Raw genomic sequence first — 25,327 nt, forward strand, 5'->3', positions numbered from 1 at the left:
CGAAATCTTCATCGACGGCGGCGCCAACCAAGTCTGACCACCACCAACGCACCCACCCGCCAGAAACTCCGTACGGCCCCGGAACCGCAGAAGCGAGGACAGTCGTGAACAGTCGATCCGCCGAGGCCATGGCCTCCACCGGCGTCCCTCAACGATCCACGGCTGTCCCGCGGGGGCCGCGCCGCGCGGGAGGCTGGCCCGCTGTGGGAGCCGTGGCCTCGGTCTCCTTCGTCCTGGTGCTGTCGGAGTTCCTGCCTGTCGCCCTGCTGCCCGCCCTCAGTGACAGCCTGGGCGTGGCCACGGGAACCGCCGGCCTGCTCGTGGTCGTCCCCGGGCTGGCCGCGGCGGTGGCGGCCCCGCTTCTCACCGTTGCCTCGGGCCGCCTCGACCGGCGACACGTCCTGCTCGTGCTGGCCGCGCTGATCACGCTCTCCGACGCCCTGGCAGCCGTTGCGTCCGACATGGCCGTCATGGTCGCCGCCCGTCTGCTCCTCGGACTGGGCGTGGGCGGCTTCTGGGCCATGGGAGCAGGGGTCGGAGACCGTCTGGTGCCGCCCGCGGCCGCCGGCCGGGCCACCTCGCTGATCACGGCGGGCATTTCCGCCGGCACCGTGATCAGCCTCCCCCTCGGCGCCCTGGTCGGCCACCTCTCGGGTTGGCGGACCGCTTTCCTCGTGGCTGCCGTCGCGGCCCTGCTCAGCCTCGTCCTCCTCGGCACCGTGCTGCCTGCCCTGAGACCCACCGAGGCGGTGCGCCTGACCACCCTGGGCAAGGCGCTGCGCACATCGCCGGTCGTGTACGCGCTGCTGGCCACGGCGTTCGTCTTCCTCGGACACTTCAGCGCGTACACATACGTCACCCCCTACCTCCGGCAGCACGCACACTTCTCTCCCGGCGCCGTCACCGCTGTACTGCTCGGTTACGGTCTGGCCAGCCTCGCCGGGAATCTCCTGGCCGGAGCCGTTTCGGGACGCTCACTGCGCGCGGCCACCGTCGTCACCGCCGCGCTGCTCGCCGCCGCCGTGCTCCTGCTCACCGTCCTCACGGGTGCCGTCGGCGTCGTCCTGTTCGTCCTGCTGTGGGGCGCCGCCTTCGGAGCCGTGCCCCTGATCGCGCAGGTCCGCGTCATGCGAGCCTTCCCGCAGGCCTACGACGCCGCTCTGGCCCTGCTGGTCACGGCTTCGCAGACATTCCTCGCCACCGGCTCCCTCCTCGGCGGTCTGCTGACCGACCGCCACGGTCCCACGGCCGCCTTCTTCTCCGGTGCCCTCGCGGTGCTCGTCAGCGCCCTCATCCCGCTGCGCCTGCCGGCCGGGCGATGAGGACGCGGGCAGCCGCTCGCCCCGCGTCGTCGTGTCCGTGAGCGGACATCGTGGCGCGGAGGGCTCCCCGCGAAGTGATACCCCGGTGGCCATAAGGAGCGGCGATGGGCTCGGGCGTCGGTGCGGTCTGAGTGCTCCACCCAGTACGGAGGTATCCGCAGCAGTGCGGGGACCGCTCGCCTGGGAACGCCTCCCGAGTGGGGGCAGGGCACACCGCTCGGCCGGCATCGACGGCCCACGCGGCCGAGCCCCCCGCGCCGCGAGCCCGCCGTCAGAAGAGCGCCCGGACTGCGGGCGGCCACAGACCCGACTCTCTGATCACGCGCACGCCCGCGTCAGTCACCGCGCGAGGTCGAGGGGGAGGGAAGCAGTCTTTCCCGGCCTGAGTCACGTGTCAGTCGAATTGAGGATGGCAGGGTCCACGGCGGGCGGCAGCATGGAGGACACCGACGGTCGATCGCGGCGGTGGCGAACCGACCGGCTCTCCCTGTTCGCCTTCGGCTCGTCTCAGGGAAGGCCGGCGGAAGCCGTGCTTCACGACGCCTTCGTAGGGCCGGCCACACCGGGAACGGTGAGCCGATGACACTCGAGGAGGCGTCGGGAGGAGGGATTGTGAGCCCGGCCGGGTGCCGGGCTCACAAACCCTTGAACAGGTGAACCGGCGGGAGCGGGGGGAGCACCCGCGGACCGCACACGCGTGGCCGACGGGGCGTCACCGGCACCGGCCCCGGCCGCTCCTCCGCCACTGCCACCAGTGCCTCGCCACCCCGATCCGGCCTTCGCCATGGGGTGGTCGCCGTGCTGCTCGGCGTCGCGGTGCCGCGACCGGCGACACGCCCGTAGGCAGTCGCCGTGCCGGCCGGGCGTGCGCCTCGGCCGAGGATGAAGCGGCTGAGTGCCGGAACACTTCATGCGCAGTGCCTGGTCCCCCTGAGCGCCACGGACGAGGCTGGTGCCGCGAAGACCGCTTCCGTCTTCCGCGGCGGCGGTGCGCCGGGTTCGACCGGCACCGCCTGTCCGCGCAAGGAGCACCGACGCTCGGGGACCGCAGCAGCACTCGTGGCGGGCCGCGGACACGGGGAGTGCCTTGGCAAGGACCTCCTCGCCTTCCGCTGAGGCCGGGAGCCGTGCTGAGGCGAGAGCGGAGCGGACAGACCTCGGCTGCGACTGTGCGCAGCCGAGCGGACATTGGAGTTGCGGCAAGTGTCGATCAGCTGCGGGCAGGACACGGTGGAGGCATCAATGCCGTTGGTGGGGCGGGGCCTTGAGACGCGGGAGCTGGATCGCCTCGTGGACAGGTGGGCAGCCGGAGATCAGGCCGGTGCGGCGGGCGGCCGTGCCGAGGGGCAGCTCGGTCAGGTGCGCGGCGGGAGCGGCCACCTGCTGATGGTCGGGGACCCAGGGGTGGGCAAGAGCGCTCTGGTCGCGTACGCGGCCTCCCGGGCGCGTGCGGCGGGGCTGGAGGTGGTGCGGCTGGTGGGGCTGGAGAGCGAGCACGACCTCGCCTTCTCCACGCTGCACCAGCTGGTGGACCCACTGGCCGGGTACGTAGCGCGGCTGCGGTCCCATCATGCTGCGGTGCTGGAACAGGCGCTCGCCTGTCGGGGCGGGGATCGGCCCAGCAGGCTGGCCCTGTCCAGCGCGGTGCTCGAGCTCGTGCGCCGAGCGGCCCAGGAGTGCCCCTTCGCCGTGCTGGCGGAGGACATCCACTGGATCGACGTACCCAGCGCCGAGGTACTCACCTTCCTGCTGCGCCGCCTGAGCGGCGGCGGACCGCGATTCCTGCTGGCGGCCCGCACCGGACGAACCGGGCCGGTCGACACGAGGGACGTGCCGCAGCTGAACGTCGCGACGCTGGAGCCAGGGGCCGCGCGTGAACTGCTCGACCTGCGCCACCCGGAACTCGACGAGTCGCTGCGGCGCCGGGTGCTGGCGGAGGCCCAGGGCAACGCGCTGGCCCTGGTGGAGCTCCCCGCGCAGCTGACACCGGCACAGCGTGAGGGATCGCAGGAGCCGCCCGCGCACCTGCCGTTCGGCCCCGGTCTGAACGACGCGTTCGCCGAGCCCGTGCGGCGGTTGGACGCCGGCGCCCGCATGGCGCTGCTGACGGCGGCCTTGACGGGCGAGCGCGCCGGCAACCTGGCCGGCCTGCGCGCGGCGATGGCCGGCGCCGGGCAGCCCTGGGAGGAGGAATGCCTGGACCCTGCCGCGGCCGGCGGTGTGATCCACCTCGACCACGCCGCCGGGAAACTGACCTTCCGGCACCCTCTCTTCCGCGCCGCCGTGCTGTCCACCTCGCCTCGCGCGTGGCACCGCGTCGCCCACGCCAACCTGGCCGGGGCACAGGGCGGCGGACCGGACTGGTGCGCCTGGCACCTGGCCCATGCGGTTGAGTACCCCGACGAATCGGTCGCAGGCGGACTCGTCTCGGCCGCACGGCGGTTTCTGGCGCGCGGTGAGGCCGCGCAGGCGGCCGCAGCCTTCCGGCGCGCGGCGCAGCTGAGCGGAGAGGAGCCGGTGCGCACCCGGCGCATGGAACAGTCCGCCCTGGCAGCGGGCCGGGCCGGGCTGATCGCCACCACGCAGCAGGCACTGGCCGGCGGCGTCCCGAGCTCGCCGGAGGGCAGGACAGCGGCCGGCTACGTGATGCTCCACCGCGACGGTGACGCGGACGGGGTCTTCCGCACTCTCGCACCGTTGCTCGGCGCCCGTGTGCGGACGTCGCACGAGCACGATGCGGCGCCGCTCGACCCGGCAGCGTTGAACGAGGCCACGCTGGAGGAGGCGTTCTTCCTGCTTCTCGACGCCGCCATATGGACGGACCGTCCCGCACTGTGGACCCGGTTGCACAGCTGGCTCGGGCATGTCTCGCCGGCCGCCCGGATCTGCTTCGAGACGGTGAACAGCCCGGCCGCGACGCCCCAGGGCACCCGCCGCGAACTGGAACGGCACAGCGCGCTGCTGCGGCCGGATTCCCCCGCTCCGGCGATCGAGGCGCTGGTCCGCGCGAGCATCGCGCTGGACTGCTTCGGCGGCCACGAAGGGGCATGGCGAACCCTGCTCGGCAGCGCCTTCGACAACAGCCGAACCGTTGGCCTCGCCCGCTGCTGGGACGCGTACCTGCGCGGCGACTGGGAACGTGCCCGGACACTTTCCCACGAGGGGCGGCTCCGCAGCGAGGAGCGCCTCGACCATTTCCGCGCGTCACTCTTCGACCACGTGGCGGCCCTGGTGGCCGCCGGACGAGGAGACGAGGAGGCGCTGGCGCAGGCGCACCGCCGCATCGACGCCTTCGCCGCCCCGCGGCAGGTCAGCCTCCTGGCGTCCGCAGTGCCCGAGACCCTCGCGCGAGCCGCCGTCGGGCGCGGCGACTTCGAAGAGGCCTATGCGCAGGCCGCCGCGTGCACACGGCCGGGACGGCTGCCCCGGGCCGTCCCCCACGCCCAGCGCGCCTTCCTGGACCTGATCGAGGCCGCCGTGCGCACGGGCCGCGTACACGAGGCACGCCTGCACCTGGAAGCCGGGCGGACTGCCGGGATCGGCGGCGTCTCCGTCCGCCACCGGCTGATCCTCGGCCTCTGCACGGCACTGCTCGCCGACGGGGCGTCAGCCGGCGAGCGCTACCAGGAGGCGCTGGCTCTGCCCGGGGCCGCCCAGTGGGCCTGGGAGCATGCGCGCGGACAACTGCTGTACGGCGAGTGGCTGCGCCGGCGCCGGGCGAACACGACGGCGCGCCCCCACCTGACCGCCGCAGCCGCTGCCTTCGACCGGCTCGGCGCCGCCCAGTGGGCAAGGCGGGCGCGCGGGGAGCTGCGCTTGACGGGAGTCGCCGTGTCCGCGCCCGAGCCGGGGAAGACGTCGGCGATCACTCCCCGCGAGCTGCGGATCGCGGAGCTCGCGGCCGGTGGGTTGTCGAACAAGGAGATAGGAAAGCGCCTGAACATCTCCTCGCACACGGCCGCTTCGCACCTCTACCGGGTCTTCCCCAAGCTCGGCATCACCTCCAGAGCCGCCCTCCGCGACGCGCTCCGCCAAGCCGAGGACCGGGCCTGGCCTCATAACGGCGGGCAGGCTCCCTCAGGGCGTGTTTCGACGGCCCCGTCCGCGTAGCGACGCCTGGCACGCGCGCACGCGGCATGGTCGCCATCGCCCGGACACATCCAGTATCCGGACCATCCTCCGCCTTGCGACCGCACCCATCGGACGCCGCTGCGCCGCGCTTCGCGCGGCCGACGCTACTTTCGAAACACACCCTGGCACCGTCAGCCTCCCCGATCGCCACCCGCTCCCCTCGGGCGTGCCGGGCGTTCCCGGTTACGCGGCGCGCCCGCCCGGGAGCTGCTGATGCCAGGACGGCGCCGGCGCGGCTGACCTGGTGAAAAGGGGCGACCGGCCGCAGGAATATGATCCGTCTCGACAATGTCGGGTGAACCTCGGAGGGACGGATGGAGGCGGCGGACTTCGGCGGCATGCTGCGTGAGGCCAGGTCACGGGCCATGCTCACCATCGAGGGCCTGGCCGAGGCCTCAGGTCTGAGCGTACGAGCGGTCAGCAACCTGGAGCGTGGGCGCAGCGTGCCCCGGCCGAGCACCCTGGCCGAGCTGATGGACGCGCTCGGCCTGGACGAGGACGAACGCCGTGCCCTGACCGACGCGGCCCGCGGCCAGACCTCGTCCGTGGCCTCGGTGCCCCGGCAACTGCCTCCCGACCTGCGGGTGTTCCGGGGGCGCGAGGAGGTCCTCGCGCGGGTGCTGCGGCTGACCGACGAGATCGGTACCCGGCCGGGACACGTACTGATCACCGCGGTGGGCGGTATGGGCGGGGTGGGCAAGACCACACTGGCTGTGCACTGGGCGCACCGGGTCGCCGACCGGTTCCCCGACGGCCAGCTCTATGTCGACCTGCGCGGCTTCGACCCCGCCGACGCCGCCGTGGAGCCGCAGGAGGTGCTGGGCGGGTTCCTGCGCGCGCTGGGTATGCCGGCCGACGCGGTGCCCGAAGGTCTCACTGCGCGTGCCGCCTGCTTCCGCGAGCAGGTCTCGCAGCGTCGCCTGGTGCTGCTCCTGGACAACGCCCGCGACTCCGAGCAGGTGCGGCCGCTGCTGCCGGGTGCGGCCGGTTGCCTGACCGTCGTCACCTCCCGGAAACGGCTCACGGGGCTCGCCGCACTGAACGGCGCGCACACCGTCGACCTGGACGTGTGGACGCACGAAGAGGCGATGGCGGGCCTGGCGGCCCGCATCGGTGCCGACCGCACGGCCGCAGCATCTGAGGACGCGGCCGAACTGGTCGAGCTGTGCGGGCGGCTGCCGCTGGCCGTCGCCGTCATCGGCGCCGGCCTGGCCGCCGAACCCACCCTCCCCCTGCGCGCAGTCGTCGAGGAACTGGCCCAGGCCGCATCCCCGCTGGACGCGCTCACCACCGACGATCCGCGCGCGGACGTGCGGGCGGTGCTGTCCTGGTCCTACCGCGCACTGGACCCCGCCGCCGCCCGCCTCTTCCGGCACCTCGCCGCACTGCCCGGTCCGGCGTTCTCGGCCGAGGCGGCCGCGTCGGCCGCGGGCGAGCCCGTACCCGAGGCGCGCCGCATGCTGCGCGCCCTGACGACGGCGAGCCTGCTCACCCGCGACGCCGAGGGCGGCCACGTCCTGCACGACCTGGTCCGCGCCCACGCGCAGGACCTGTGGCAGCAGGCGGACGACGACCGCTTCGCAGCGCAGCAGCGCCTGCTGGAGTACCTGCATCACCACGCGCGTTCCGCGAACAGCGCCCTGGGCAGTACCCGCCAGGGCGCGGATCCGTACGAACCGCCGGGCCCTGGCGTCGCGGTGGTGCCTCTTCACGACCGTGAGCAGGGCGCGGCGTGGTTCGCGCAAGAGGAGCACACCATCATGGCCGCCCTGCGCGCGGCGAACGATGATCGCCTGCTGCGGTTGCGGATGCACCTGGCGCGCGTGTGCACCCACTACTTCCAGGCGCGCGGGCGGTGGGCCGACGAACGGGCCGTCCAGCGCCTCGCCCTGGACACGGCGCTGCTCCTCGACGACGCCGGGAGTGTCTGCGCGTGCGCCGGCGCGCTTGCCTACGCGCTCGCCGCTTCCGGCGACCATGACCAGGCCGACGCGGTCATCGAGGTGGCCGAGGGCCATCTCGACCGTGCCCCGGTGCTGGAGCAGTCTCATACCCGGCATCTCATCAGCCTGGTGCGCGAGCAGGAGGGCCGGTATGCCGAGGCACTCGAACACGCCCGAGCCGCACTGGAACTCGACCGATGCCTGGGGGACCCCCATTTCATCGGCCGGGGACTCAACACCGTCGCGTGGTGCCTGACGCTGACGGGCCGCCACCGCGAGGCGCTGGCGGCATGCGAGGAGGCGATTCCGCTGCTCCAGTCGGTCGGCTACCGCCTGATGGAGGCCGCCACCTGGGACACCCTCGGTTACGCGCTCCAACAACTGGGTGAGCCGGGCGAGGCGGTCGCCCACTTCGAGACCTCCGCCCGGATGTACGGCGAGGTGTTCAACCGTTACCAGCAGGCCGCGGTGCTCGGCCACCTGGCAGAGGCACGCCTGGACCTGGGCGAGCACGAAGCCGCCCGCACGACGTGGCTGCGCGCGGCCGCGCTGCTGGACGAGCTCGGCAACCCCGAAGCCGACGCGATGCGAGCCCGTGCCGACGCTGTGAGCGCCCCTGTCTCGGACCGAGCGGTCGATGTCCCTCGAGGGTCAGAGGACGGGATCTGACACGGCCGCGTGCCGGGGTGCTGTGGGCGCCGCGACCTGTCCGGGCCTCGGGCAGCCCCGCAGTCGCCGGCCGCCGGATGTTGTCGCACGGGACGGTCGGCCGGCAGTCGAACGCCACCCCTGGGCACCATCGACGCCCGCCTGCACCGGACCACTCGAACCTCGTAGTACTCACCTGGTCATTCGGCTGATGGCTCGTAGCGGTCCTGCCGCCACACTGGCGTGGACCGGGGCGAGCTGGCGGTGGCGGTCACCTTCGCCGCCTCGCCCCGCCCGAGCGTTGTTCCGGGTCGGGAGCCGCGGGCTCCTTCCCCGGAGCCGGCAGGCCCGCAGAAGGAGAACTTGATGTCGAATGCCGTGGTGATGAACGGATACGGTCCGCCGTCCGTGCTGAGGTGGGCCGAGGTGCCCGTGCCAGAGCCCGCCGAGGGCCAGATCCGGATTCGCGTGAAAGCCGCCGGAATCAGTCCGACCGACCTCGCGATCCGCTCCGGAGCGCTTCGCTTCCCGCTGGGCGACCCCGCGGTCCTGGGCTATGAGGTCGCCGGGACGGTGGACGCCGTGGGGCCCGGTGTCACGGGCACCGCCGTGGGCGACGAGGTCGGCGCCTTCCTGTTGGGGCGCGGCGGCTACGCCGAGTACGCGCTGGCGTCCGTCTGGGCGCACAAGCCCGCGTCCGTGTCGTGGACGGACGCCGCCGCGATCCCCGGCTCCGTCGAGGCTGCGGCCCGCGTCCTTCGCCGGCTCCGCATCGTGCAGGGTGAGCGGCTGCTGGTCCTGGGCGGCGGCGGTTCCGTCGGTCTGATCGCAGTGCAACTGGCTCTGACGATGGGCGCCGAGGTGGTCAGCGCCGTCGGTCCGCAGGACGACGCGCTCACCGAGGAACTGGGAGCCGTCCCGGTGCGCTACGGCGCCGCACTGGTGAGCGCGGTAAGGGCGTCAGGGCCGGTGGACGCCGTCTTCGACGCCGCGGGGACGGGGGTGCTGGCGGACGCCGTCGCGCTGGCCGGCGGCCCGGAGCGGGTCATCACGCTCTCGGACCACGACGCGGCCCGCTTCGGCGTCGTACTGTCGGGGCCGACCGTCGAGCACGCGGCTGACGCCGTCAGCGAAGGTCTGCGGCTCTTCGCCGAGGGGAGGCTCCGCATCAAGGAGCGGTACCTGTTGCCGATGCCGGACGCGGCCGAGGCGCACCGGCTCCTGGAGAGCCGGGAAGTGCGCAGCCGGATCATCCTCACCCTCGAATGAGTTCGCCTGCGGGGCGCGACCTGGCTGACGACCTGCACCATCATCACCACCGAGGCCACCGACGCAGCCGGCCGGGTGCATCCGCGCATGCCCCTCGCCCTCACCGCGGACCACTACCAGGTCTGGCGCCGGACGAGCTGCGGGCTCTCCTCGGCCAGCCTGCCGACGGGCGCCTGGAGGCACGTCCGGTCTCCATGGCCGTCAACAACGTGCGCGACAAAGGCCCCCAGCTCCTCGACCCGGTCGGCCCGTAGCCGCGCCTGCGGCGGGGCAAGGCGCCCGCGCGCACGCCGCCGTGGCTCGGCTTGGCGCGGGTCCCTGATCGAAATCGGGTGGGGGTGTCTTGATCGAGATCCGGGGCTTCTGGTGCCCGCGCCGCGTCCAGGCTGTGCGCAGTGCCGCCGTGACGCTCGGCGGACGGCCGGATCCGCTGGGTTGAGCTGGCGGGACAAGAGCCGTCCCGCGTCTACGTCCATGGTCTGGGCGCCACGTCGCCGGCCTCCTTCGCGGAGGTTGCGGTTCATCCTCTGCTCTACCTCGGCGCGGCCCACGCACCGCAAAGCTGCCCGGATCCGCCTCGTTCAGCTCTGGAGGGTGGCGAGCCAGTCGGTCAGCAGGCGGTTGACCTCGTCGGGGCGTTCCTGCTGGATCCAGTGGCCGCAGCCGTCCAGGAGATGGGAGGCGGACAGCGCGGGGAGCGTGGTGGGGTAGGCGTCGATGGCGTCGGACATCCACGTGGTGGAGGCGTCCAGTGCGCCGCCGACGAACAAGGCGGGCTGCTTGATCGGGGCTCCGCGGTGCGGGGCGAGGTCTTCCCAGTCGCGGTCCATGTTGCGGTAGCGGTTGAGGGCGCCGGTCAGGCCGGTGCGCTCGAACTCCCCGGCGTAGACGTCGAGGTCCTCCTCGCTCAACCAGGCCGGGAGCGGGCCGGCGGGGAAACGGTCGCGCAGCTGACAGCCCGGGCCGACGAAGTGCGGGTCGGGCTCGCCCTCGGCGGGCATGGTGTCGGCGGACAGGGCCGCGTAGAAGCCCGCGAGCCAGCCCCGGACGTCGGGCTCGATCTCCGCTTCGGCGCGGCCGGGCTCCTGGAAGTAGGAGACGTAGAACTCCTGCTCGGGGCCGCCGATCCGGCCGAAGATGTCGGTGGGACGGGGGCCGCCGGGCGGCGCGTACGGGACGCTCAGCAAGCCGACCGCGCGGAAGACTCCGGGGTGGAGCAAGGCGGAGGCGGCGGCGATGTTGGAGCCCCAGTCGTGGCCGACGACCACCGCGCTTTCCTCGCCGAGGGCGCGCACGACGGCGACGTTGTCCTCCACCAGGTCGAGCATCCGATAGGCGTCGGTCGCGGCGGGCTTGGAGGAGCGGCCGTAGCCGCGTACGTCGATCGCCACCGCCCGGTACCCGGCCGCGGCAAGGGCGGGGAGCTGGCGGCGCCAGGAGTACCAGGACTCGGGGAAGCCGTGCACGAGCAGGACCAGCGGGCCGGTGCCCTGCTCGACCAGGTGCAGGCGCCCGGCAGGGGCCTCGACGGTGCGGTGGCGGAGTGCAGCGGTCGGCTCGGATCGCATGGGGGACTTCTCCTCGGTTCGCGGGCGGCCGGCGGGTACCCATCGATCATGCGGCCCTGCGGCCACTCTGCGCGATCAGCGTTGCCATCCTGGCAAACTTGCAGGACAGGGCGGTGAAGCGGCACGACGGAAAGGACGAGGGACGGTGGCAGGCGACGACGTGGCCCAGACACTGGCGGCGATGGGGCCCCGGCTGCGGGTAGTGCGCAAGCGGCGTGGCGTCACACTCGCCGATGTCAGCTGCGCGACCGGCATCTCGCCCAGCACGCTGTCGCGGATCGAGACCAGCCGGCGCAAGCCCACCCTGGAGGTGGTGCTACAGCTGGCGAAGGAATACGGAGTCTCCCTGGACGAGCTGGTCGGCACTGCACCCGCCCCTGCGGCCGAGCCCCGCGGCACGGCGCCGCGCAGCTTCGGCGACGACAAGGCGGTGTTGCCGCTGACCCGGTACGTCGGCGGCCTGCACGCCCACAAGCATGTCCTGCCTGCCGTCGAGGGGCCGCCCGGGCGGCCCCGGCAGGTGTCCCACGAGGGTTACGAGTGGCTGTGCGTCCTGTACGGGCGGCTGTGGCTCGCACTCGGTGACCAGGACCTCGTCCTGGCTGCCAGGGACGTCGCCGAGTTCGACACACGTATCCCCCACGGAGTCGCGAACGCCGGATCCGACGGACCGGTCGAGTATCTGGTCATGTTCGGGCCTCAGGGAGAACGTCTACGGCCGCGCACTGCTCCAGCCGCTGGTCGCGGGACTGGTGACAGAAAGGCTGCTGAATGAGCACGTGTGACAAGCGTGCCTCGTCGGTGACAACCACGTTGCTTCATTCGGTCGGGGGAGGACGCGCGGCGGCGCCCTGTTCCCAGGCGGCTGGACTCCGCCGCGCCGGTCAGACGGCGGCCGGCGGCTGCCCGGGCGGACCCGGCGCCGAGTCGGCGTCCCCAAGCGCCGACCTCAGCTCGTCATCGATCGTGGAACGGCTCCCGGCCTCGCTTCGACACGTGTGACTGGGCCGGTCCGGCGGCCTTGCCGGTCACCCCTTGCCGGCGCATGCCTCCGCCTCCGCCAGGTACCGCGCCACCGGCCCCAGCGTCAGCATCCCGCTCGCCCCGCCCGCGTGTTCGGTGCGGGCGGGGCGCAGAGCCGTCGCGGCGCGAGCGGCGACCGGGCGCTCGCCGAGGCGGGCGGCAGCGTGGGCGGTCAGGCACCAGAGTGCCTCCTGCATGTGATCAAGGGGTGGTTCGGGCGCCGTGGTCAGGGCGGTACGGGCCTCCTCGGCCCGGTTCCGGGCGAGCAGCACCAAGGGGAGTGTCCAGGGGCGGTACGGGCCCCAGTCGAGAGCGGGATCGGTGGGCGCGGGACGGCCGTGCAGGAGACGAAGGCCCAGGAGGGCGAGGGCGAACAGGCCCCGGTGCAGCCCCGGCATGCCCGCCGTCCCGGCGAGGGCGGTTTCGGCGGCGCGGTAGTGCGCCGCGGCCGTGGCGGCGGCCGGTCCGCCCGGTGCGGCGCTGCGAGCGGCCGTGACCCGGGCCCGGAACCAGGCGGTGAGGACGGGTACGAGGGAGGCCTCGGTGCTGACGGCGAGTTGCTCGGCGGCCTCGGCGTGTGCGGTCACGGCGTCGAGGTCGCCGAGAGCGGAGGCGGATTGCAGGCGGATGAGCCGGCCGAGCACGGCGAAGTTCGGCAGCTCGTGCCGGGTGGCCAGGTCGAGGATCTCGGCGCCGATCAGGTCCCGTGCCGCCGCGAGCCCGGGCCGGGTGAAGGACTGGAGGAACACGCCGTTGAGGGCGAACACCAGCAGGGCGGGATCACCCAGCTCCCGAGCCAGCGCCTCGGCCTCGCGCGCCGCCTGTCCGGCGCGCCTCGGTCCGGTGCCGGACAGATCGGCGCTGCGGCTCTCGACCGCGACGGTGGCCAGCAGGCGGGCGCGCAGTTCGGCGGGACCGTCGGTGCCGAGCGTGGTGAGCGTACGCTCGGCAGCCGCGACGACGGCGCGGGACTGCTCGGGGTCGTCGGCCCGGCTCCAGAGGGCGGGCACGTCGTAGGCGCCGATGACGCGGGCGGTCAGGGCGATGTCGCCGGTGCGCTCCGCCGCCTGGACGGCGGCGAGGCGGTCGCGCCGCGAGTGGACCAGGGCGTCACCACCCGCCAGGGCCAGGGTGCGGGCCACTTCGACGGTGGTGCGCGGGCCGAGTCGTACGCCGGCGGTCCACACGGTTCGTGCGGGCTGGAGCGTCGTAGCTCCGTGGAGGATGTCCGTCTCCAGGCGTCGGAGGTCGGCACCCGGGTCGAGCCCGAGCTGGTCCGCGAGCATCGTGCGGGCACGGCGGAGGGTGGCCAGCGCGTCTGCCTGACGGCCCGCCTGGTGCAGTGCGCGGGCCAGCAGTCCCCAGGCCGGCTCGCGCCAGGGGTGTTCGGAGACGTGGGCGCCCAGTTCGGCGACGAGCTCGGCTCCTGAGCCGGAGTCGAGGAGGAGGCGGGCGCGCAGTTCCATCCCCTCCAGCCTCAGCTCCTCCAGCCGGGTCCGCTCGCGCTGGGCCCACGCGGAGCCGGTCACATCGGCGTAGGCGGGGCCGCGCCAGGCCGCGAGGGCCGCGTCGAGGTCGGTCAGCGCATCGGGGGTACGCCGGGCGCGGGCCAGGGCGTCCTCGAACCGGTGGACGTCCACGTTGCCACGCGGCAGGCACAGTGCGTAGCCGGGACCTTCCGTGACGAGGACGCGCGGCGGAGTGCGGGGCGGCCGCTCGGGTTCGATGGCACGGCGCAGCGCGGCGACGAACGTACGCAGCGCACCCACGGCGCGCACCGGCGGCTCGGCCCACAGGTCGTCCACGAGGGTGTCGGTGGCGACCATCCGTCCCCCGGCGGCGACGAGCCGGGCGAGCACCTCGCGGTGGCGGGGTCCGCGCAGGTCAACCGGGGTGCCGTCGTCGTGGAGGGCCCGCACGGCACCGAGTACGTCGATTCGCATGCCCACCATCTTCCGTGCCGCGGGTCCGCTGCCTCGAAGCGTACTGATCGGCTGCTGATCGCCGTCGCCCACGCTGATCCCGTCAGTCCTCGGACCAAGGCTTTCGTCGGTCCGCCAACCCCAGGAAGGGGCCTTTCATGAAGCTCACCATTCCCGGTTTCGACCACGTCCGCCTGCCCGGCGCGGACGGAGTGGAGCTGGCCGCCGCCGTCGGCGGCAGCGGCAGCCCGGTCGTGCTGCTGCACGGCTTTCCGCAGACCCACCTGATGTGGCGGCACGTCGCCGAGCGGCTCGCCGGCGAGCACACGGTGATCTGTCCTGACCTGCGCGGCTACGGCGCCAGCGACAAGCCGGCGGCCACCGGCCCCGAGGTGTACTCCAAGCGCACCATGGCCGCCGATGTCGTCGCCCTGGCGGCGGCGCTCGGGCATGAGCGCTTCGCCCTGGTCGGCCACGACCGGGGCGCCCTGGTCGCCTTCCGGGCGGGGTTGGACCATCCAGAGACCCTCACACACCTGGGCGTCCTCGATGTCGTGCCGACGCTGGACATGTGGAACGTCCTGCACGGTGTCCCGGCGGCGGTCGGCTATCACCTGTTCCTCATGGCGCAGCCGCCGGGGCTGCCGGAGACGATGATCGCCAACAGCGCGGACGCCTACTTCGGCTCCTTCCTCGACGCCTGGGCCAGGGACCCGGACGCCATACCGGAACCGGTCCGGGCCGCGTACCTGCGGGCGAGCGCCGCGGCCGTGCCGTCGATCGTCGCGGACTACCGGGCCTCGGCGGGCATCGACGTCACACACGACCAGGCGGACCGGGACGCCGGTTCCCAGCTGGCCATGCCCGTGACGGTCGTCCAGCAGGACTGGGGCGCGCACCTGGGCTACGACGCCGCCGCAGTCTGGCACGCGTGGGCGCCGGACCTGGACCACCGGCTGACCGGGGCGGGGCACTTCATGGCCGAGGAGGCACCCGACGAGATCACGGGGGCGATCCGCGACCTGTTGGGCCGCTGAGCCCGCCACCCGGGCCACGGGCGGCGGGCGAGCCCCGCGATCGCGGCGCCGGACCGGCCCCGCGATCCGGCGACCGCTGACCCGCCCGCCTCCCTACGGCCGCTACCGCAGCTCGGGAACTGCGGCGCCGCCCACCAGGGCGTGGCACGCGCCTCACGGGTCCACGGCCGCATCCCTCCCGCGGGCGGGGCGGACCGGGGCAGGGGGCGACGCCCGTTCCGGGCAGACCGATCGTCACGATGGCGGCACGAACCGGGTGCCGTGGGCGGGGAGGGCGGCTGAGGAGCGCCGGGAAGCCGGTCGTCCCCGCCCCGCGCGGTCAGGCCATTTCGACGTAGACGAATCTCGATGTCGAGTGCGAGTAGCTCGCGACGAACGACGTCCTGCCCGCCGACCTGGTCACCCGCAACCACCAGGTCCGCCGAGGCCGCGCTCCGGCCATGCGATCCGGTGTTCATCTCGGGCATCCGGGCCTACGCGGTGCCGTCGGCTCCCTCGACGGGGGTGCGGTGGACGGCCGTGGGTTCCGACGAGCTCATTCATTGGCTGAGCCTTCCAGCGGCGCACGGCTGGGCCTCCGGACAGCTCCTTCCCGAGATCGGCGAACCGGTCATCGGCCGGCTCGGGCAGCTTGAACGCGGGCACGCCGAGGCCAGGGCGGCTGCCCCGCCCCGGCGCCGGGCCCGCCGCCGGCGCTCCACCGACCGCTCGCTGGCTGTGACGGCGGACGGCCGAGGTGGTCAGCGCAGTTTGCGGTAGGTCGCGCGGAGGTCCTGGATCCAGGCCTCGGGATTCTCGTACGGGCCGAAGTGGCCGCCCTTCTCATGGACGTTCACGTCACGTATGTCGGCGTAGAACTGCCCACCGCCCGCCTCGAAGATGGCGATGCGCTCCCCGGGGGTCTCCGCTCCGGGTGAGGAGTCGCCCAGGAGGAACGTGAAGCCGGCCGGCGCCCGGACGTACGGGGTCTCGTCGTGGACCGGCTCGGGCGGATACAGATTGGCGTTGCGGTAGGCGCGGATCGAGGAGCCGATCGCCTGGTTGACCCAGAAGATCGTGGCGAAGGTGAGGATGTCGTCGGCCGGCCACTCCGCCTCGAAGTCGGCGTTCCGGTCGCTCCAGGTCCGCCACCGCTTGAGGACCCAGGCCAGCAGGCCGGCCGGGGAGTCGTTGAGCCCGTGGGTGAGGGTCTGCCCGTCGAGCAGGTGCGCCGTGACGTGTGAGACGTAGGCGTTGTTGCGGCGGATGAGGCGGGACCGGTCCGGTTCGGGCGTGCCCGGGGCCGGCTGGCCGCCCGACAGGTCCCAGAAGCGGTCGCCCTGGAACATCGCGGGCGGCATCTCGTTGCCCAGGTGGATGCCGTAGAGCGAGTCGGCGTACTTGTGGCCGAGCCGGGCCCCCACGAGGGCGCCGTAGTCGGCGGCGCCGACGCCGTATCGGTCGTAGCCGAGCACCTCGGTCATCAGGGTCTGGAAGCGGTCCGCCATACTGGCGTAGTTCTCCCGGGGGTTGGTCAGCGGCGTGGAGAAGCCGAAGCCGGGGAGCGAGGGGATCACCACGTCGAAGGCGTCGGCGGGGTCACCGCCGTGGGCGGCCGGGTCGGTGAGCGGACCGATGACCTTGTGCCAGTGGTGGTAGGTCCAGGGCCAGCCGTGCATCAGGAGCAGCGGGATCGGTGCCGGTCCCTTGCCGCGCTCGTGGACGAAGTGCACCGGTGTGCCTCCGACGTCCAGGCGGTGCTGGTTGAGGGTATTGAGTCGGGCCTCCACCGCGCGCCAGTCGAAGCCGTCGGCCCAGTACTCCACGAGCGGCCGGAGGACGGCCGTGCTCAGGCCGTAGATCTCGTCGTCGTTCTCGGGGTCGGGTGCGAAGCGGGTGGCCTTCAGGCGGGTCCGCAGGTCGTCCAGGACCTCCTGGTCGACGTCGATGGTGAAGCGGTCGAGGGATGGGCGGGATGCGGTACTGCTCACAGGGCTGCTTCTTTCGGGTTCAGTAGGTGAGGTCCATGCGCAGACGCGTCAGCACCAGTTCGGCGATCTTCCACTCACCGTCCGCCTTGGCGAACCGGGCGCGGTAGTGCCCGAATCCGTGCATCTCGGTGAACTGGGCGTTGCCGCTGTCGTCGGTGCGTGCGGGCCGTTTGATCAGGTCTTCCATCGCCCAGACGCCGCGGGCCGAGACCGCGGACTCGATGTCGATCTCGTCGGAGAACAGGTGGTGGACCAGGACGGCCTCGGGTCCCACGCTCGCGGGGATCGAGGAGGCGATCTCCTGCCTTCCGCGCATGTGCCGTACGACGGTTCCGTCGCCGTTGTGCGGCGTGAAGGTGCCCTCGGGTGTGAACAGGGCGGCGAGTTCGTCCCACCGCTGGTGGTCCGCGTTGTACACGTAGCGCGCCATCAGCCGGCGCAACTCCTCGATGGTGCCCAGACGTTCGATCTCATCCATGAGTGACGCTTCCGTTCGTTCACGTCGTCGGCGGCTGCCCGGAGCGCCCATGCTGCTCCGAAAAAATTGGACCGGCGAGTTCAGAAGCAATGCCCCGCCGGGGCACGCCACGGCCGGGCCCGGCGCCGTCGACGACCTCGTCGCGGACGCCCCTGCGGCCGGCTACCCGGACATGGCCGTACGGCGGATCCACGACTGGATCGCCAAGGGGCTGCCGACTCTTTTCCGCAAGAGCCTGCAGCCGGCCCGGCCGTACAGCTGGCGTTTGATCATGCTGATCCGGTTGACGTGGCCTTCGACGACGCCGGAGCTCCACAGCAGTGTCAGGCCGGCGGTGACGGCGGCGAGATCGCGTTCGAGGCCGTTGACGAAGGCTTGGAGGCTGGGCAGGTCATCGGCGCGGACCGCCTTCATCCATTGCGGGAGCTGGTCACCCTTGAGCTGGCTGAGCATCCTCCCGAACGCTCGGACGTGTCCGGCGAGGGCATCCAGTTCGGGACAGCCAGCGAGGACGCATTGAGTTCCAGGCCCTCGCTCTCCGGCAGAGTGTCAGAGTGAGTCTGGGTCTTGATCTCTCCCCAGACGTTCCAGGCGTTCGTGTGGCCCTCGACCCATCGCTCGTGCAAGTAGAGCTTGAAGTCGTCGAGCTTGGTCCGGCGGTTTTGCCACTGCCCCTGGAACAGGTCTTCCGGCCTCGCGGCGTCGGCCAGCCGTTGGACGGCGCGGTAGGTCATGCCGAGCCGTCGCTGGATCGCGCGTCGGCTGTGGCCGACGGCCAGCAGCGCGTGGACGGCGGCGCGCTCGGCTCGGGCGCGCTCGGTGAACTGGTGCCCGGTGGGCCATGGCGACCCGCTTCCGGCCGGTGCCGGAGCCTTCTCCAGCACCGACTCGGCGAAGGTCGTGCGGAGACATGAGCGGTGGCGCAAGACGCACCGCTCGGCCGCTTCGCTGAGGTTGCGCCAGAGGTCGGACCGGTCGGCGACCTGGACCGCGGCGGGTGCCCCGATGCCGGCGTTGGGCGCGAGCTTGATGACGTCGGTGCCAGGTAGACCAGCGCAGTCGATCGGCGAGGTCGCGGGTGGGCTGTGCGATCACGGCGGTGAACGGATGCTAGGTCTCGTTGCAGGTGAGCGGGGTCAGCCCTGTTGGACTGGTCCCGTCGTCGGCCTGCGGACGCCGTCGCAGCTTGGCTGGCCGAGCACCCGGGGATCAACCATGGCACCGCGTCTTTTCACCCCAGGAGCCGCAGACCGAGATTCCACGTTTGTATGAGCGCGGACGGTACAGACGAGGAGCTAACACAGTTTTTATGCAGCGAGACGGAGACACATCATGAGCATCCTCGCGTGGATCATCATCGGCCTGCTCGCCGGCGCCATCGCCAAGGCCCTCATGCCGGGCAAGGACCCCGGCGGCATCATCGTCACCATGCTCATCGGTATCGCCGGTGGCCTGCTCGGCGGCTGGCTCGGCAAGGTCATCTTCGGTGTTGACTCCGTCGACGGGTTCTTCGAACTCTCCACCTGGATCGCCGCGATCGTCGGCTCCCTCATCCTGCTCGCTCTGTACCGCCTCATCGCCGGCAACCGCCACTCGCACCGACACGCGTGATCCACTGACGCCGCACACGGTCGGGCCTCTCCAGATGGCTCCCCCGATCCGCAGGGGGAGCCATCGGCGTGTACGAGCCGACCGGACGGCAGGAGGCCACGGCAGTACGGCCGGCCCACGGGCGCGGGCGGGGCTGCCGCATCCCGCAGCGGGCCCTTCGCACGCTCCGCTCCCACGACACTTCCGACGGCCACGCTCTGCCACGGACCGCAGGACGATGAGCCGTCCGCATCTCGCGCGGTGTGCAGAAGTTGGCTCGCTGTCCATCGGTGGAACCCTGGTCGTATGAGCAAGACTGCCCTGATCGTCATCGACATGATCAACACCTACGACCACAAGGACGCCGATCAGCTGATCCGCTCGGTAGAACCGGTCGTACCGGTGTTGACCGATCTACTGCGGCGCGCACGTGGTCGCGGGGTACCGGTCATCTACGTCAATGACAACTTCGGCGAGTGGCGTTCACATCACGGCGAGTTGCTGGAGCGGGCTCTGGCCACTCCTCATGCCCATCTTGTCGAGCCTGTGAAGCCCGATGCGGACTCGCTCTTCGTCCTCAAGGCCCGCCACTCCATCTTCTTCGAGACACCACTGCATTACCTGTTGCAGCAGCAGGGTATCGACCGGCTGGTACTCGCCGGACAGGTGACCGAACAGTGCGTGCTGTACTCAGCCCTGGACGCTCACATCCGGCACTTCGAAGTCATCGTTCCGCACGACGCCGTCGCGCACATCCACGAAGACCTCGCTCAGGCCGCACTGCGGATGATGGAGCGCAACATGGGTGCGCGGGTGTGCGGAAGCCGGGAACTCTGGGTGTGAAGCCAGGGCGCCAGGACTGATCACCTGATTCTCACCGTCCTGCACGCCGCCGCAGGTACGCCCCGGCGCCCAGCGCGGAGCGACTGCCCGGTCACCGAGGGCAGGTCTTCCACCTCGCGCACACCCGCGCGTCCCCGGACATGGGCCCGACGAGGGGGCCACGAGGCCGACACCGGTGATCACGCCTACCACGTGTGGGATCGCGGCGCCGATGTCTTCGACGGCGCGGAAGAGGCCGTCCACCGCGCCTTCCGGCGGAGATCAGTGACGCGACGCGCCCCAGTCCCGCGGCCCTCCCGAACGGGTGTGCCCCGCTTCTTTGCGACATCTCTCACGGTCCAGGACTCTCGCGAATCAGACAGACCTGTCTAGTATGGAGTGGGTTCGTTTACCAGACCGAGAGTGAGAGTCATGAGAAGCACGACGCAGCGACCCGCCTCCGAGGGCACCTCGGTCGGGCGGTCTCCCGCTCACGGAGCCCCGCGACGCAGGGGCCTCGGGCCCATCGCCTCCCTCGGGCTCCTGTCCTCGATCCTCGTGTCGCTACTGGCCTCGTCCAGCGCGCCGACCCCCCTCTACGCGCTCTACCAGGCGCACTGGGGGTTCTCGCCCATCACCGTCACCGTCGTCTTCGGCGTCTACGCGGTGGCCGTGCTGGTCGCGCTCCTGATCTTCGGCAAGATCTCCGACCACGTGGGCCGACGGCCGGTGCTGTTCGTGGCCCTGATCGGCCAGACGGCGGCCATGGCGACCTTCATCACCGCCGGTGGTGTGGACGCGCTGCTGGCCGCCCGCGTCGTCCAGGGGCTGAGCACCGGGGCGGCGGTCGGCGCGCTCGGCGCCGGAATGCTCGACCTCGACGCGCGTAAGGGCGGCTTCCTCAACTCCTTCGCGCCCACGATCGGGACGGCGAGCGGTGCCTTGGTCTCCGGGCTGATCGTGCAGTACCTGCCGGCCCCGACGCACCTCGTCTACTACGTGCTTCTCGGTGTGTTCGTCGTGCAGGCAGTGGCCGTGACGCGCCTGAACGAGACCGTCGGCCGCAAGCCGGGCGCGCTGGCCAGCATGGCCCCCGAGTTCAAGCTGCCCAGGTCCGCTCGCGCGTCGGTGGCGATCGCCGCACCGGTGATGTTCGCCGTGTGGGCGCTGACCGGTCTGTACGGCGCGCTCGGACCGGCTCTCACCCGCACCCTGGTGCACTCCACCTCCGTGGTGTGGGGCGGGCTGCCCCTGTTCGTGCTCGCCGGCTCCGCCGGTCTGGCCGTCGTCCTGCTGCGCAAGGCGGCGACGCGGAGCGTCATGCTGATCGGCATCGGTTCGCTGGCCGTCGGCGTGGTGATCACCCTGGTGTCCATCGGCTCCGGGACCGGCGGCACCCCGTCCGTGATCGGGTTCTTCATCGGCGGCGCGATATCCGGTTTCGGCTTCGGCAGCGGGTTCCAGGGGGGCATCAGGCTGGTCGTGCCGCAGGTGGAGCCGCACGAACGAGCCGGGGTTCTGTCCCTTCTGTATGTCGTGTGCTACACGGGGCTCGGTGTGCCGGCGGTGATCGGCGGGGTCCTGGTCGTGCACGGCGGCGGACTGGTGCGGACGTCCTGGGAGTACGGCATCGCCGTCATCGTGCTGGCCCTCGCGGCCCTGACCGGTCTGGTGCTCAACGGCCGCCGGGCGGAGCACGTGGCGGTCGTACGCCCGGAAGCCGGTTCCGTCTCCGCCTCCGTCCCGGAGGCGGCACCGCTGGCACGGGCCAGCTCCCAGGGGTGAGACAGGGGCCGCGCTAGAATAGACAGGTCTGTCTGAGAGGGTGGTGGTCATGGCGACCAGGACCGCGATCAAGGTGTCGGCACGTGAGCGCCTGCTTGAGGCGGCTGACGAGCTCTTCTACCAGCAGGGTGTGCAAACGGTCGGCATCGACCGTGTCATCGAGCATGCCGGTGTGGCGAAGGCGTCCCTCTACAACACCTTCGGCAGCAAGGAAGGGCTCGTCTGCGCCTACCTGGAGCAGCGCTTCGAGCGCGCGCGGAGTCGGATCATCCGTACCCTGACGCGCTTCCGCACTCCTCGTGAGCAGATCCTCGGTGTCTTCGACGCGCTGGGCGAGGCCTTCACCGACCCGGGGTACAACGGGTGCGCGTTCGTCCGGGCCAGCGCCGAGACGGCCGAGGACAGTGCCATCCGCCGCACCGCCGAGCACTATCGGTCCTGGGTGCGAGAGCTGTTCACCGAACTGGCCACCACATGCGGGTACGCCGAGCCTGAGGAGCTGGCCCGACAACTCCTCCTGCTCTACGACGGTGCGGGTCAGGCCGCGCGGATGGATCGTGATCCCTCCGCCGCCACGACCGCCCGCGGTGCGGCTGCGGCCCTGCTCGACGCGGCGCCGATCGTCGGCTGAGGACGGCCACACCCGCTGTTCTCCGACGCCTGCACGGGGTCCTGGGCCACGGTGACCCTGGGGGCGGAGGCGGTCCCATGGCCGGCCCCGCCCTCCCCCGCTCCCTTACCCCGCCCTCGCCCGGGCCAGCGACGAGGGCCTTGCTCACCAGCGCCTCAACGTTCGAGCACGCGGGAGCGGAGATCCGCTCGCGCTTGCCCGTCGTGGTCAGGTCAGCCTGTACCAGGTGAGTTCGGCCGTGCGCTCCGTACCCCAGAGCCGGGTGGGAGTGGCGACGGCGAGCCGGAGGGACGAGCCCACGAAACGCACCTTCCCACCTGGGAGCACCCGATCCAGTTCGGGAAGAGGCTGGTGGTGACGTGGTGCTCCACGGTGGTGGGGTCCACGGCCTCGAACGCCCCGCCGTAGGAGACGTAGCCGGCCGCCGCCCGGGCCAGTTCGTCGGCCTCCGCTTCTTCGAGGCGCGCCGACCTGAGGGGCGGACGGTCGCCGCGCCCCAACTGGGCTGACATGTGGCCCTCGCGGGCTCGGGTGAGGCCGACGCCATCGCTCTCACCGTGGAGATCCTCGCCCCCGGCCTCCCTCGCGGTCACCGCGGCGGAGGCCGCAGCCCGGCAAACTCGTCGTGGACGCCATGAACTACTGGTGGGAGGTCAACGGTGTTCGCGACGACTTAACCGACCCGCGCACGTCCACCAGCGAACTGGTCCAGGCGTTCCTGCCTGGCTCCCGCGTGGTCAAGGCGTTCAACCACATGGGCTGCCACGACCTTGAGGACGAGGCCCGGCCCGCCGGAGCGGCCGACCGCAAGGGGATCGCCCTCGCCGGTGACGACCCCGACGACAGGGCCACGATCGCATGCCTGGTCCACGCCCTCGGCTTCGACCCCGTCATCGCCGGCCCGCTCGCCGACGGCGTACGGCCGCAACCGGGCACCGAACCCTTCGACGCCGACGTGAGCGCCGGGGAGCTGCGCGCCATGCTCGCCCGCTCCCCCGCATCGGAGCCGGGCCGCGCCGTCAGCAGGGCCCCAGGGCGACGTCAGCGGAGGAAGCCCTCGTAACTGTGCTGTTCGATCCGGCTGTTGATCCTCTTGACCGCCTCCAGGCCGACGCTCACGATGATCAGGATGCTGGTGCCGGTCAGCTGGTTGGCGCCGCCCAGACCGGCGAACGCCGCGGGGGGCACCGGCGCGATCAAGCCCAGGTACGGCGAACCCGTCACCTTCAGCGGGATGCACGGTCGCCCCCCGTGGTCCGGCAACCGGAGAGCAGCCTGGCGCCGGCCCCGACAGACACGTATCGACGCGGAGGGCGAACCCCATGGAGGCACCGGGCGACACGTGGAACAATCGGCGCCCCTGACACCACCAGTCCCTGGGCGGTGTCAGGGGCGGCGCGCGGGTGGGGCGAGGTCCTGAGCCGGATGGTCACCGATGTACGGTCGGACCGGTGGAGGGGCACGGCGAGGGGCCGAAGGAACCGAGAGAGCGGGGGCGGGCGGGATGACGAGGTCGCGGCACCCGGACGCGTCCGTCCCGACGACGCGCCGGTCCCTGCGTCAACAACGGGTGGCCGAACTGCGGGCGCAGGGCCGGTACGGTCCCGAGCTGCGTGAGGTCCTCCCCTCCTTCGTCGGCCTCGGCCTGGTGCTGCTGACACTCGTGCTGCTGGCCGGCCGCCTCAGCCACGCGTTCGAGGTCCCCGGCCTGCTGATATGCGCCCTCCTGTGCGTGACGGCCGCCCCGGCGGGCCTGCGCCTGCGCCGGAGGGCCCTCCGCCGGCGCCGCGGCCGTTACACCGCCCAGGAACTCGCACGGCTGGACGACCGCGGGCTGGTGGAGGCCACCACGCGCATGCTGGAGCGCGACGGCTGGCGGGTGGCCGATCTGAGCCTGCGCAAGGGGGACATGCATCTGTACGCCCGGGATCGTCACGGTCGCGCGCTCGACGTCAGGTTCCGTCCCGCCGCGACGGCCGACGAGGACGCCCGCTGGCCGGAGACCGTGCGGTGGACGATGAGCCGGCCCGGCGCGGAGCGGCCCGGCCGGCTCATCGTCCACCGCGGTGCCTTCAGCCAGGCAGAGGCGCGCTGGGCCTCCCGGCAGACCGACGTCCACCTCGTGGACGGCCGCCGGTTGCGCCGCTGGGCGGCCGGCACACCGCTGGACAGCCTGGGACGCCGCCGCTGACGAGCACGGAAGCTGTGAGCCCGGACTGACCAGTAGCAGGCCGGGCCGCCAAGTAGGCGCCGGGGACGGGCGGCACGCATGTGGCCGACCGGGGAGTAGTCGGTCGGTCGTATAATGGCGGCATGGGACGGACAAGTGACGCCAGGGAGAAGATCCTCGACGCTGCGCAGTCACTCATCGAGCTGCGTGGCTACTCGGCGCTGGGCGTGGCCGAGATCTGCAAGGCCGCCGGGGTGCCGAAGGGCAGTTTCTACTACTTCTTCGAGTCCAAGGAGGCTCTCGCTCTGGCCGTCCTCGACGAACACTGGGAGGCCCAGCGCGCTGACTGGACCCGGGTTCTCCAGGGCGAGGGCGAACCGCTGGCGCGGCTGCGCCGGCTGTTCGAGGAGACCGAGGCCGGCCTGCGCGCCGGGCAGCAGAGTTGCGGGACCGTCTCCGGGTGCATGTTCGGCAACCTCACCCTGGAGCTGAGCAACCAGACGGAGCCCATCCGCGAACGCCTGCAGCACATCTTCGATGCCCAGGTGGGAATGGTCGAGAAGGTCGTCACCGAAGCCCAGGAGCGTGGGGAGGTCACGGTCGGCAACGCCCGGGAGGCCGCCCGGTCGATCGTCGCCCAGCTTGAGGGCCAGGTGATGTTCGCCAAGCTCTACAACACCACCTCGACGCTCGGCGCGCTCTGGGCCAACTGCCTGGCGCTGCTGAACGCCAGGCCGGCCGTCCCGGCCGCTTCCTGACGGCACGACGGGACCGGAGGTCCAGGTACGACGGCGGCCCCTGGTCCCTGGTGGCCAGGGGCGCCGCCGTCGTCCCGCCGGACACCTTCGCGCCGGGCCGGGACACGGCGTACCGGCCGCTGCGCGCATGGCACCGCGCCGTCACGGTGAGACGGCGCGCTCGCACAGACCAAGACCTAGGGTGTGAACCATCCGTTCTCCCGTGTCTCCTCGTACAGCCCGGCGAGGAGACATCGCATGGCCGGGATGGCCACTTCCTC

The 25,327-nt window shown here is 72.1% G+C and carries 20 protein-coding genes and 4 pseudogenes; 15 read left to right on the top strand and 9 right to left on the bottom strand.

Annotated features, from left to right (window positions below; all coding sequences use genetic code 11):
• Positions 1-212 precede the first annotated feature (212 nt).
• The gene (locus IE273_RS36390; RefSeq protein WP_229887889.1) at positions 213-1,322 is read left to right on the top strand and encodes an MFS transporter; all 1,110 of its coding nucleotides are present in this window, start codon (positions 213-215) and stop codon (positions 1,320-1,322) included.
• A 1,239-nt stretch (positions 1,323-2,561) separates the two neighbouring features.
• Here IE273_RS36390 and IE273_RS36395 read toward each other — a convergent pair.
• The gene (locus IE273_RS36395) at positions 2,562-2,702 is read right to left on the bottom strand and encodes a hypothetical protein (protein ID WP_189819402.1); all 141 of its coding nucleotides are present in this window, start codon (positions 2,700-2,702) and stop codon (positions 2,562-2,564) included.
• A gap of 24 nt (positions 2,703-2,726) precedes the next feature.
• Between IE273_RS36395 and IE273_RS36400 the strand changes: the two genes are divergently transcribed.
• The 5 genes and pseudogenes from IE273_RS36400 to IE273_RS44115 form a co-directional block, all read left to right on the top strand.
• Positions 2,727-5,432: a LuxR C-terminal-related transcriptional regulator gene (locus IE273_RS36400; protein WP_229887891.1), complete on the top strand. Its 2,706-nt coding sequence runs from the start codon at positions 2,727-2,729 to the stop codon at positions 5,430-5,432.
• A gap of 335 nt (positions 5,433-5,767) precedes the next feature.
• Positions 5,768-8,065 (top strand): ATP-binding protein, encoded by a 2,298-nt coding sequence (locus tag IE273_RS36405; RefSeq protein WP_189819404.1) that lies wholly within the window; start codon positions 5,768-5,770, stop codon positions 8,063-8,065.
• Between the two features lie 345 nt (positions 8,066-8,410).
• Positions 8,411-9,313, top strand: coding sequence for an NADP-dependent oxidoreductase (locus IE273_RS36410; protein ID WP_189819405.1), 903 nt, complete (start codon positions 8,411-8,413; stop codon positions 9,311-9,313).
• Positions 9,314-9,334: 21 nt separating this feature from the next.
• Positions 9,335-9,567: pseudogene (locus IE273_RS36415) on the top strand (SOS response-associated peptidase family protein); the annotation flags it as partial.
• Positions 9,568-9,701: 134 nt separating this feature from the next.
• Positions 9,702-9,846 (top strand): annotated as a pseudogene (locus tag IE273_RS44115) (alpha/beta fold hydrolase); the annotation flags it as partial.
• Between the two features lie 48 nt (positions 9,847-9,894).
• Here the strand turns inward: IE273_RS44115 and IE273_RS36420 are convergent.
• Positions 9,895-10,881, bottom strand: a complete 987-nt coding sequence (locus tag IE273_RS36420; RefSeq protein ID WP_189819406.1) for an alpha/beta fold hydrolase — start codon at positions 10,879-10,881, stop codon at positions 9,895-9,897.
• 145 nt (positions 10,882-11,026) lie between these two features.
• On the opposite strand from IE273_RS36420, the gene IE273_RS36425 reads away from it, so the two are divergent.
• Entirely contained in the window at positions 11,027-11,656 is a 630-nt protein-coding gene (locus tag IE273_RS36425; RefSeq protein ID WP_189819407.1) for a helix-turn-helix domain-containing protein, read from the top strand.
• Between the two features lie 253 nt (positions 11,657-11,909).
• Here IE273_RS36425 and IE273_RS36430 read toward each other — a convergent pair whose 3' ends face one another.
• Positions 11,910-13,847 carry an AfsR/SARP family transcriptional regulator gene (locus IE273_RS36430; protein ID WP_189819408.1) on the bottom strand — a complete coding sequence of 646 codons (1,938 nt, stop codon included), beginning with the start codon at positions 13,845-13,847 and terminating at the stop codon, positions 11,910-11,912.
• A gap of 137 nt (positions 13,848-13,984) precedes the next feature.
• Here IE273_RS36430 and IE273_RS36435 point away from each other — a divergent pair, with 137 nt between their 5' ends.
• A complete protein-coding gene (locus IE273_RS36435; RefSeq protein ID WP_189819409.1) occupies positions 13,985-14,863 on the top strand; it encodes an alpha/beta fold hydrolase in 879 nt (292 codons plus the stop codon).
• Positions 14,864-15,603: 740 nt separating this feature from the next.
• Here the strand turns inward: IE273_RS36435 and IE273_RS36440 are convergent.
• The 4 genes from IE273_RS36440 to IE273_RS36455 all read right to left on the bottom strand — a co-directional run bounded on the left by IE273_RS36440 (position 15,604) and on the right by IE273_RS36455 (position 18,195).
• Positions 15,604-16,833 carry an epoxide hydrolase family protein gene (locus IE273_RS36440; RefSeq protein ID WP_189819410.1) on the bottom strand — a complete coding sequence of 410 codons (1,230 nt, stop codon included), beginning with the start codon at positions 16,831-16,833 and terminating at the stop codon, positions 15,604-15,606.
• A 19-nt stretch (positions 16,834-16,852) separates the two neighbouring features.
• On the bottom strand, positions 16,853-17,311 hold the full coding sequence (locus IE273_RS36445; RefSeq protein WP_189819411.1) for a nuclear transport factor 2 family protein: 459 nt from the start codon (positions 17,309-17,311) through the stop codon (positions 16,853-16,855).
• A 162-nt stretch (positions 17,312-17,473) separates the two neighbouring features.
• Positions 17,474-17,764: a transposase gene (locus IE273_RS36450; RefSeq protein WP_189819412.1), complete on the bottom strand. Its 291-nt coding sequence runs from the start codon at positions 17,762-17,764 to the stop codon at positions 17,474-17,476.
• Positions 17,722-18,195: a hypothetical protein gene (locus tag IE273_RS36455; protein ID WP_189819413.1), complete on the bottom strand. Its 474-nt coding sequence runs from the start codon at positions 18,193-18,195 to the stop codon at positions 17,722-17,724. The genes IE273_RS36450 and IE273_RS36455 overlap by 43 nt, the downstream gene beginning before the upstream one ends.
• Before the next feature lie 448 nt (positions 18,196-18,643).
• On the opposite strand from IE273_RS36455, the gene IE273_RS36460 reads away from it, so the two are divergent.
• The 4 genes from IE273_RS36460 to IE273_RS36475 all read left to right on the top strand — a co-directional run bounded on the left by IE273_RS36460 (position 18,644) and on the right by IE273_RS36475 (position 22,139).
• Positions 18,644-18,922: a GlsB/YeaQ/YmgE family stress response membrane protein gene (locus tag IE273_RS36460; protein ID WP_189819414.1), complete on the top strand. Its 279-nt coding sequence runs from the start codon at positions 18,644-18,646 to the stop codon at positions 18,920-18,922.
• Between the two features lie 285 nt (positions 18,923-19,207).
• Complete coding sequence (locus IE273_RS36465; RefSeq protein WP_189819415.1) at positions 19,208-19,744, top strand: cysteine hydrolase family protein; 537 nt, start codon at positions 19,208-19,210, stop codon at positions 19,742-19,744.
• 411 nt (positions 19,745-20,155) lie between these two features.
• Complete coding sequence (locus IE273_RS36470) at positions 20,156-21,508, top strand: MFS transporter (protein WP_229887893.1); 1,353 nt, start codon at positions 20,156-20,158, stop codon at positions 21,506-21,508.
• 49 nt (positions 21,509-21,557) lie between these two features.
• Positions 21,558-22,139, top strand: a complete 582-nt coding sequence (locus IE273_RS36475) for a TetR/AcrR family transcriptional regulator (protein WP_189819416.1) — start codon at positions 21,558-21,560, stop codon at positions 22,137-22,139.
• Between the two features lie 374 nt (positions 22,140-22,513).
• Here IE273_RS36475 and IE273_RS45345 read toward each other — a convergent pair.
• Positions 22,514-22,651 (bottom strand): annotated as a pseudogene (locus IE273_RS45345) (hypothetical protein); the annotation flags it as partial.
• Positions 22,652-22,764: 113 nt separating this feature from the next.
• On the opposite strand from IE273_RS45345, the gene IE273_RS36485 reads away from it, so the two are divergent.
• A complete protein-coding gene (locus IE273_RS36485) occupies positions 22,765-23,202 on the top strand; it encodes an NADPH-dependent F420 reductase (RefSeq protein ID WP_229887895.1) in 438 nt (145 codons plus the stop codon).
• Here IE273_RS36485 and IE273_RS36490 read toward each other — a convergent pair.
• Positions 23,181-23,357: pseudogene (locus tag IE273_RS36490) on the bottom strand (preprotein translocase subunit SecY); the annotation flags it as partial. The gene IE273_RS36485 and the pseudogene IE273_RS36490 sit on opposite strands and share 22 nt — an antisense overlap.
• Positions 23,358-23,643: 286 nt before the next feature.
• Here IE273_RS36490 and IE273_RS36495 point away from each other — a divergent pair.
• Together IE273_RS36495 and IE273_RS36500 are read left to right on the top strand one after the other, a co-directional pair.
• Positions 23,644-24,330, top strand: a complete 687-nt coding sequence (locus IE273_RS36495) for a hypothetical protein (RefSeq protein WP_189819418.1) — start codon at positions 23,644-23,646, stop codon at positions 24,328-24,330.
• A 122-nt stretch (positions 24,331-24,452) separates the two neighbouring features.
• Positions 24,453-25,067, top strand: a complete 615-nt coding sequence (locus tag IE273_RS36500) for a TetR/AcrR family transcriptional regulator (RefSeq protein WP_189819419.1) — start codon at positions 24,453-24,455, stop codon at positions 25,065-25,067.
• Positions 25,068-25,327 lie beyond the last annotated feature (260 nt).

It is taken from the genome of Streptomyces olivaceoviridis, assembly GCF_014650115.1.
Classification (GTDB): domain Bacteria; phylum Actinomycetota; class Actinomycetes; order Streptomycetales; family Streptomycetaceae; genus Streptomyces; species Streptomyces olivaceoviridis.